This is a genomic window from Paradesertivirga mongoliensis, from assembly GCF_024436395.1.
Lineage (GTDB): Bacteria > Bacteroidota > Bacteroidia > Sphingobacteriales > Sphingobacteriaceae > Paradesertivirga > Paradesertivirga mongoliensis.
This window is the reverse complement of the sequence record NZ_JAFMZO010000002.1, coordinates 1,084,627-1,092,864: the sequence shown is the minus strand read 5'-3', so window position 1 is coordinate 1,092,864 and position 8,238 is coordinate 1,084,627. Positions and strand designations below refer to the sequence as shown.

General features: G+C 42.9%; 9 protein-coding genes. 6 read left to right on the top strand and 3 right to left on the bottom strand.

Going from position 1 to position 8,238, the window contains the following annotated elements; translation table 11 throughout:
- The first annotated feature begins 4 nt into the window (after positions 1 to 4).
- Positions 5 to 925, top strand: a complete 921-nt coding sequence (locus J3P43_RS10865) for a PorP/SprF family type IX secretion system membrane protein (RefSeq protein ID WP_255902150.1) — start codon at positions 5 to 7, stop codon at positions 923 to 925.
- A gap of 71 nt (positions 926 to 996) precedes the next feature.
- Positions 997 to 1,182 carry a CsbD family protein gene (locus J3P43_RS10860; RefSeq protein ID WP_255902148.1) on the top strand — a complete coding sequence of 62 codons (186 nt, stop codon included), beginning with the start codon at positions 997 to 999 and terminating at the stop codon, positions 1,180 to 1,182.
- A gap of 79 nt (positions 1,183 to 1,261) precedes the next feature.
- Here the strand turns inward: J3P43_RS10860 and J3P43_RS10855 are convergent, their stop codons facing one another.
- Positions 1,262 to 2,413 carry a hypothetical protein gene (locus J3P43_RS10855; RefSeq protein ID WP_255902146.1) on the bottom strand — a complete coding sequence of 384 codons (1,152 nt, stop codon included), beginning with the start codon at positions 2,411 to 2,413 and terminating at the stop codon, positions 1,262 to 1,264.
- 252 nt (positions 2,414 to 2,665) lie between these two features.
- On the opposite strand from J3P43_RS10855, the gene surE reads away from it, so the two are divergent.
- The 4 genes from surE (at position 2,666) to J3P43_RS10835 (ending at position 5,832) form a co-directional block, all read left to right on the top strand.
- Positions 2,666 to 3,445, top strand: coding sequence for a 5'/3'-nucleotidase SurE (gene surE, locus J3P43_RS10850; RefSeq protein WP_255902144.1), 780 nt, complete (start codon positions 2,666 to 2,668; stop codon positions 3,443 to 3,445).
- On the top strand, positions 3,432 to 3,692 hold the full coding sequence (locus tag J3P43_RS10845) for a stationary phase survival protein SurE (RefSeq protein ID WP_255902141.1): 261 nt from the start codon (positions 3,432 to 3,434) through the stop codon (positions 3,690 to 3,692). The genes surE and J3P43_RS10845 overlap by 14 nt, the downstream gene beginning before the upstream one ends.
- Positions 3,689 to 4,807 (top strand): lipid-A-disaccharide synthase, encoded by a 1,119-nt coding sequence (gene lpxB, locus J3P43_RS10840; protein WP_255902138.1) that lies wholly within the window; start codon positions 3,689 to 3,691, stop codon positions 4,805 to 4,807. The genes J3P43_RS10845 and lpxB overlap by 4 nt, the downstream gene beginning before the upstream one ends.
- A gap of 365 nt (positions 4,808 to 5,172) precedes the next feature.
- Positions 5,173 to 5,832 (top strand): HAD family hydrolase, encoded by a 660-nt coding sequence (locus J3P43_RS10835; protein ID WP_255902135.1) that lies wholly within the window; start codon positions 5,173 to 5,175, stop codon positions 5,830 to 5,832.
- A gap of 136 nt (positions 5,833 to 5,968) precedes the next feature.
- Here the strand turns inward: J3P43_RS10835 and araA are convergent, their stop codons facing one another.
- Together araA and J3P43_RS10825 are read right to left on the bottom strand one after the other, a co-directional pair.
- Entirely contained in the window at positions 5,969 to 7,471 is a 1,503-nt protein-coding gene (gene araA, locus J3P43_RS10830) for an L-arabinose isomerase (protein ID WP_255902132.1), read from the bottom strand.
- Positions 7,472 to 7,491: 20 nt separating this feature from the next.
- Positions 7,492 to 8,193: an L-ribulose-5-phosphate 4-epimerase gene (locus J3P43_RS10825; protein ID WP_255902130.1), complete on the bottom strand. Its 702-nt coding sequence runs from the start codon at positions 8,191 to 8,193 to the stop codon at positions 7,492 to 7,494.
- Between the last annotated feature and the right edge of the window lie 45 nt (positions 8,194 to 8,238).

The window sequence follows — 8,238 nt, the reverse complement described above, 5'->3', positions numbered from 1 at the left end:
AGAGATGAGGAAATTAGCCGTTGTAGTTCTATTAATATTGGTCACCATAGTTGGGAGAGCACAGCAACAAGCTATGTACACTCAGTACATGTTTAATACATTGGCTATAAACCCAGCCTATGCGGCGGTAGACGAATCTTTGACAATCACTGCATTGTCGAGGCATCAGTGGGTGGGATTTAAAGGTGCGCCTAAAACACAAACGTTTGCTATACACACGCCCATAAAGGAATCAAACAGCTTTGTGGGTGCACTGCTGATTAACGATCAGATAGGAGAGGTGCTTAAAGAGACCGGAGGGTATTTCACTTTTTCGCAACGGGTTGAGATGGGGGCAGAGTCCTATCTTTCTGTGGGGGTTAATGGTGGACTTAGCAGCTTCCGTGCTGATTATTCGCAGAACTACAGTTACAGCCCCGAGTCAATGAACGACCCGAAATTCTATAATTCTAGTACCTTGAGAGGAAATTTTGGAGTGGGGGTAATGCTCTTCTCCGAAAAGCACTATATCGGGCTTTCATCGCCGCATTTTTTCGCAAGAGATTTTACCTCTTTTACCAAAGAAGCGTCTTCGCCTAAAGTAAAGCCACATTTTATGCTTCAGGCGGGTTCTCTGTTTGAATTGAGCTATGATTATAAATTTAAACCTAATGTATTGGTTAAGTACGTTAACGGCTCTCCGATGCAACTGGATGTAAACGCCAATATGCTAATCAAGGAGATCTTGTGGCTCGGCGCTTCATACCGGTCTTTCGACTCATTTGATGCTCTGGCATCTGTATTCATCACACCCGATATTCAATTTGGCTATTCCTACGATTTTTCTAATACAGAGCTTTCCAAAGCCCAAAAAGGCTCGCACGAGGTAATGCTCAAATTTCGTTTTGCAGTGAAGGGCAGAGACCATCGGGCTTGTTACTTCTGATTTGGACGCCTGGTAAGCCCAAACTATTTCGTCCTCAGCCTGTTCCAACTATACACCTAATTATAAAGAACATGGACAGATTAGAATTAAAAGGAAAATGGAACGAGCTTAAGGGCAAAGTCAAACAAGCTCATGGAGACTTGACGGATGATGATCTGCAATATGAAGAGGGCAAAGAAGACGAGCTATACGGCCGTTTACAAACCAAAACCGGTAAAACGCGCGAAGGCGTTATAGATTGGTTGAGAAGTTTATAAAACAAAGGGTTTTTCAAATCCGTCTTGTCGACGGTTTTAACGCAGACAGCGTTCCAAAGGCTGTCTGCATTCTTCAAAACTATTGTTCCTGCGCATTAACAATAAATTTATCGTAAAAAACTGCCCAGCCATAGCTCATTACGGCCCTCCACATCTCAACATGAATCTTTTTAGTGATATGATTATATCTGGGATTAAACGAGCTTTTATAAGTGCTACCGGTGAAAGTACCGATAGGTGCCCGCCCAAACGAAAAGTTTATCCCGTCAGAAGAGTATCCCATAAATAATCGGCCTCCGCTTCCGTATCCGTTCAGATTGGTAGTGGTTACCAACATCATCCACAGGTTTCTCATTTTTCTTACTTCCAAATGCCAGGGTTCCTGGTTATTACCCCAGGGCCTGCCGCTGATACTCACTAAATCGAATCCTTTTCCTTTTTCAGGATTGAAATTGAGAGGGTCGGATGAAGACATTCTCCTGATCGAATATTTGTTGAAATAATTCCCAGGTTCGCTTTCCGGCCCACAAACGGCATAGCAGTAATATTTGCCGTCGCTTTTAAGGAACGAAAAGGAGGGTGAGATAACATCGACAACGCCGTATGGCATTTTGCAGACTAGTATTTTCTCACTCCAATTAATTCCATCGCTGCTTTTTTTAACGTAGATCGAACGGCTGTCTTTCGCCGTCAAACGCCAGTAGCAGTATAAAATGTTTTTGTCGAGAAGCAGGTCAACATCAGAGTTAAAGCCGATATCCGGCGGGCAGGGCTCAATCGGGTTGAGAATACCTTTTGGCTCAATCCAGGTTCGGCCGTCGTTCGAACAGAAGATATGCGGATTTTCATACTGACTATCTGTTCCCGGGTACGGCGTTAAAGCTGCCCAATAGTGGTAGCCATTCCAGGGCTTTTCGAAGAATTGAACAGAAGGATGAGTCCAGCCCGAAGAGGCTAAATGCAAAGTGGGCCGTGTTCCGTTTATTTCGCGTCCTTTCGCCAGTGAGTAAAAGCTGATGGGCTGTGCCGAAGGATTCACCAGGATCGATTGGATATCGAGCGACTTGAAAACAGTATTTAAACTTAAGGAATCCGGTGTCGGACCCGAGATCAAAGTGTCGGTCTTCGCAACAACCGGTGGCTCTGGTTCGGTATACTTATCTTTTCTACATCCCGCAATAACAATAAAAAGGCAAAGAGCCAGTAGCCGCAAAGCGGATAACTTCATCATACTTAAATCTTATAATTGCTTGTTGGTTAGTCTTTTGGGAAGACCGCTCATCATCTCCCGGCAATGTAACAAGAAAGTTTCGTTATTCAAACAGCCCATCTGAGCATCTAATTTTTTTGTGCTCTCGCCCAGCCGTTTCCTTTTTTGTAGTTTTACTTAAATTTTGATGCTAAGAAATCTTTGCTGGTTGAAAATTTGTACGAGCTTAACATCTCGTTAAACTTGACAGCTGATAGAAAATAATATTCTCTGATGAAGAACAATAAACCCACCATTTTAGTGGTGAATGATGATGGTATAGATGCGCCGGGAATTAAAGTCCTGATGGACACTATGAAAGATCTGGGAAAGGTGGTGGTGGTAGCTCCGGATGGCCCGCAGTCGGGTACCGGGCATGCCATAACAATAGCGAAACCTCTCCGTCTCGACAGAGTGCATATCTATCCCGATATCGAAATGTATAAATGTTCAGGAACGCCTGTTGATTGTGTTAAGTTAGCTGTAAATCAGGTGTTTAAGGGTAAAAAACCAGACCTGTGCGTTTCTGGAATTAACCATGGTCTTAACCATTCGATTAATATCCTCTATTCCGGAACCATGTCGGCTGCCATGGAAGGAGCCATAGAAGGAATTCCTTCTATCGGATTTTCTTACGATGACTTTACCTACGATGCCGATTTCAGCAAGTGCGTACCCTTTATTAGGGCGATTGCCAATCAGGTGCTGGAGCATGGCTTGCCTGCAGCCACATTACTAAATGTTAATTTCCCGAAAACAGGCGCCGCCCGTGGAATCAAGATTTGCCGTCAGGCGAATGCCAAGTACGCCGAAGAGTTTGATGAGCGTTTAGATCCGCATCAGCGAAATTATTATTGGCTTACGGGTGTTTTTCAGTCGGGAGACAAAGGCGAAGATACCGATGTTTGGGCTCTGGATAATGATTATGTGTCTGTTGTGCCGGTACAATTTGATTTAACGGCACATCATGCAATTCCAATTTTAAATAGCTGGCAATTTGATGTTAAAGCGTGACAATGTTTGGTTAGGGGCTGTGCTTGGATTAGTGCTTCCCGCCATAGCGTATTTCTTCGTCGAAATACTGAAAAAGAATGTTAGGGTGTTAGAAAAGGATGATTTACTTTATATAGGATGTGTTGCGCTGAATCTTATCCTGGTAAGGTATTATTTTAAAGAGTACAAGGAAAATACCGCCCGGGGGATAATAGGCTCCACATTTATATGTGCCTTTATTTTCTTTTATCATAAAATTCAACAATGACTTATTACCTCATTGCGGGCGAAGCATCCGGTGATTTGCATGGAGCAAACCTGATGAAAGCGTTGAAGCAGCAGGATGCTGATGCAAAGTTTCGCATCCTTGGCGGCGATCTGATGCTTGCTCAGGGTGGGGACTTAGTTCGCCACTACTCAGAAATGGCCTTTATGGGATTTGTTGAGGTAATTTTGAATTTGCGCACGATCTTCAGGAATTTAAATCATACGAAGGCAGACCTTTTGGCACATAAACCAGATGCCCTGATTCTCATTGATTTTCCGGGATTTAATCTGAAAATAGCACAATTTGCCAAAGAGAACAATATTAAAGTATTTTATTATATCTCGCCAAAGGTCTGGGCCTGGAATCAGAAACGGGTATTGAAAATTCAAAAGGTGGTAGATAAGATGTTTTGCATACTTCCATTCGAAGTAGATTTCTATAAATCATGGGGCATGACGGTCGACTATGTAGGGAATCCTTTACTGGATGCCATTTTTGATTTTAAGCCCAACGGGAATTTCAAACAGCAACACGCTTTAACGGGTAAGGCTTTGGTGGCTCTCCTTCCGGGAAGCAGGAAGCAGGAGATAAGCCGGATTTTGCCCGAGATGCTGAGTATTACAGAGGGGTTTCCTAAATATCAGTTTGTTATTGCCGGGGCGCCTGGTTTTGATGAAGACTTTTATAAAGAAATTATCGGAGAAAAACATGTACCGGTAGTCTATAACCAGACCTACGACCTGTTGGAAAACTCAGAGGCTGCAATTGTAGCGTCGGGAACCGCAACACTTGAAACGGCACTATTCGAAATCCCACAGGTAGTGGTCTACAAAGGTAATCCTGCCAGTATCGCTATTGCACGCTTGCTGGTGAAGATTAAATATATATCGCTGGTGAATCTGATAATGGATCAGCCGGTGGTAACGGAGCTAATTCAGGAAGATTGTAATGTGGCATCGCTGACAAAGGAATTAAATGCAATTTTGCATGACCCCTTAAACCGCAGCCAGATGCTGATTAATTACCAGCAACTGGCTGAGAAGATGGGAGAACCCGGTGCTTCAGCAAAAACTGCCAGGTTAATTATTGAAACTCTAAAAATTAATCGTTTCTAAGGCGTCTCTGCTGGTTTCTTACCGGAACAAGAGCAGGTTCCTTTTTCTTCAAACCATTAATAAATTCTGAAACTAACTCTTTTAATCTTTCAAACATAATCTAACCCCTTTTCTAAATTACGAACGTAATCTTATTCTTACGCTCAATGTAGTTTATTATTGTTTCAGTTGCTCCCGCGAAGTGATTTTTTTATTAAAATCTACGTCCAAAAAATCCACTGCTTGTGATATTGATTTTTACTTGTTTGGAGATGATAAGGTTATGTTTTTTCTGTGTTATTTTTTACTTTATGCGTTTACATTTTAGGAAGGCGGATTTGATTTTAAAAATGTTTTTCATCTCTTTGCAGCCTTATTGATTTTTTATGGCAAAAGCTTTTCTTTTCGACTTAAACGGAACAATGATTGATGATATGGATTACCATACCAACGCCTGGCAAGATGTGTTAAATAACGATCTTGGCGCCAGCTTAACCTGGCAGCAGGTAAAAATGGAAATGTATGGAAAAGGGGAAGAGATGCTGGTAAGGGTTTTCGGAGAAGATCGGTTCGCCGATGAAAAGGAAATGAGTAACATCGTATTCGAGAAGGAAAAGAAATATCAGCAGGCTTTCCGGCCTCATTTGAAATTGATTAACGGACTCGAAAAGTTTATTGAAAAGGCAGATGAACGTGATATCAAAATGGCTGTTGGCTCTGCAGCGATCATGTTTAATATTGATTTCGTACTCGACGGACTCAACATTAGAAAGTATTTTCCGGTAACCATCAGTGCCGATAATGTTGAAATGAGTAAGCCAGATCCTGAGACTTTCTTAAAAGGTGCAGCTGCTTTAGGTGTCGATCCGCAGGATTGTATTGTGTTTGAAGATAATCCTAAAGGCGTACAGTCCGCCCTAAATGCCGGAATGAAAGCGGTTGTGATTACCACGATGCATGAAGAGCACGAATTTGAAGGCTTGCCGAATATTCTGAAATTTATTGAGGATTATGATGATCCGTTTTTGGAGAGTTTATTGGTTTAATAGGCCACGAAGGCTCAAAGTCGCTAAGTCTTTATTATTCATCATATGACTCAGGCAGATTTGCTATAGTCATCTGATGAATATTTAAAAGCAAAAAGCCGGAACGAAATGTCCGGCTTTTCATTTTGGATTTAATTTAAGCTTTATTCAACTGATAATAGGCTTCGCTCCAGCGAAGCTCATTTTTAAATTGATATAGGTTGGTTTCTTTGCCAATCTTTACAAACTCAATTCCTGCCATCTCAGCAAAGTCTTGCATATGCTCAGAAGTCAGGTTCTGACTGTATCCGGTATGGTGAGCGCCACCTGCTAAGATCCATGCAGCGCAGCCTGTCTTCATATCTGGATATGGTTTCCACAATACGCGGGCAACAGGTAATTTTGGAAGGTCGTTTTGCGGAGCCACTGCTTCGACCTCATTCACGATCATGCGGAAACGATTTCCCATATCTACAATTGATGCGTTAAGCGCCGGGCCTGCAGCTACGTTAAATACTAAACGAACCGGGTCTGATTTGCCGCCAATTCCTAGAGGATGAATTTCACATTTAGCTTTGCCATCGGCGATAGATTCACAGATTTCAAGCATGTGAGAACCTAAAACCAGAGGGTTTGATGGATCAAAGTGGTAGGTATAATCTTCCATAAAGGCATTTCCGCCCGGAAGTCCGCTACCCATAACTTTCATCGCGCGAACTAATGCAGCAGTTTTCCAGTCACCTTCCCCCGCAAAGCCATATCCCTGGCCCATCAGGCGTTGCGACGCGATTCCTGGCAATTGTGCCATTCCATGCAGGTCTTCAAACGTGTCCGAAAATCCTTTATAATTTCCTGCTTCAAGGAAAGACTTCATGCCGAGTTCAATCTTTGCTGCATCCCTTAAAGAAGAATACTGGGCGCCGCCTTTACGTAATGAATCCATTACAGCATAGCGCTCTTCATATTCGGCAGTTAGTTTGTCAACGTCCGCATCGCTGATCTGGTTAATAACTGATACCAGGTCGCCGATACCATGAGTGTTCACAGAAAAGCCGAATCTTAATTCTGCTTCCACTTTATCGCCGTCGGTTACAGCCACATAGCGCATATTATCACCAAAGCGAACAAACCTTGCACCTTGCCAGTCGTTCCATCCTGCTGCTGATCTGCTCCATGCATTCAACTGATCTAACACCTCAGAGTCTTTCCAGTGACCTACAACTACTTTGCGGTTAATGCGCATTCTCGACATGATGAATCCAAATTCCCTGTCACCATGAGCGCTTTGGTGAAGGTTCATGTAATCCATGTCGATAGAGTTCCATGGAATGTCTCTGTTGAATTGCGTGTGTAGATGCGCAACCGGCTTCTTCAAGATCTTTAAACCGTTGATCCACATTTTAGCAGGAGAGAAAGTATGCATCCAGGTGATGATACCGATACAATTTGGCGACACGTTAGCTTCCTGACAAATTGCAAAAATTTCTTCTGTGCTTTTTACTGTTGGTTTAAATACAACTCTTACCGGGATTTGCGCAGCATTATTTAATGAGTTTGCAATTTCCTGCGAGTCGGCCGCTACCTGCTTAAGCGTTTCCTCTCCGTATAGATCCTGGCTTCCTGTTACAAACCAGACTTCAAATTTTTTTAAATCGATCATTATTGGGGTTATGTTATGTATTAAGATTGTCCGTAGTAAGAATTAGGGCCGTGTTTTCTTTCGAAATGTTTTTTAATTAATGAATCTTTGAGCTTGGGTGCCTGCGGATTAATTTGTTCGGTTAATAAGGCCATTTGAGCACAAGTTTCTAATACTGCACTGTTATACACCGCCTTATTTGCTGTTTTTCCCCAGCTAAAAGGCGCGTGGTTTCCAACCAGAACCATTTCCACCTCTTCGTAGCTCAAACCGCGTTCTTTGAAACAATCCATTATCTGGAAACCGGTTTGATATTCATAGTCGCCTTCGATCATCTTGTCGCTCATTGGTGGCGCACAGGGGATATCAACTGTCAGGTGGTCGGCATGTGTGGTTCCAAAAATCGGAATGTCGCGCTGGCTTTGTGCCCAGGCAGTTCCATAGGTAGAGTGCGTGTGCACTATACCGCCAATTTTGTCCCAATGTTTGTAAAGCACGGCGTGTGTTAGTGTATCCGACGAGGGGCGAAGGCTTCCTTCGACGATCTTTCCGTCAAAGTCTACGATCACCATTTTCTCTGGTGATAAGTCCTCGTAAGGAACACCGCTTGGTTTGATTGCAAAAACTCCGAGTGAGCGGTCGGCCGCACTAACATTCCCAAAAGTAAAGAGCACCAGCCCCAGCTTCGGTAACTGCATATTGGCTTCGTATGCCTCTTGTTTTATGTGTTGGTATTGACTCATTTAGAAAGTAAAATGAAAAAGTGAAATGTAAAAGAAGCTTCCCGC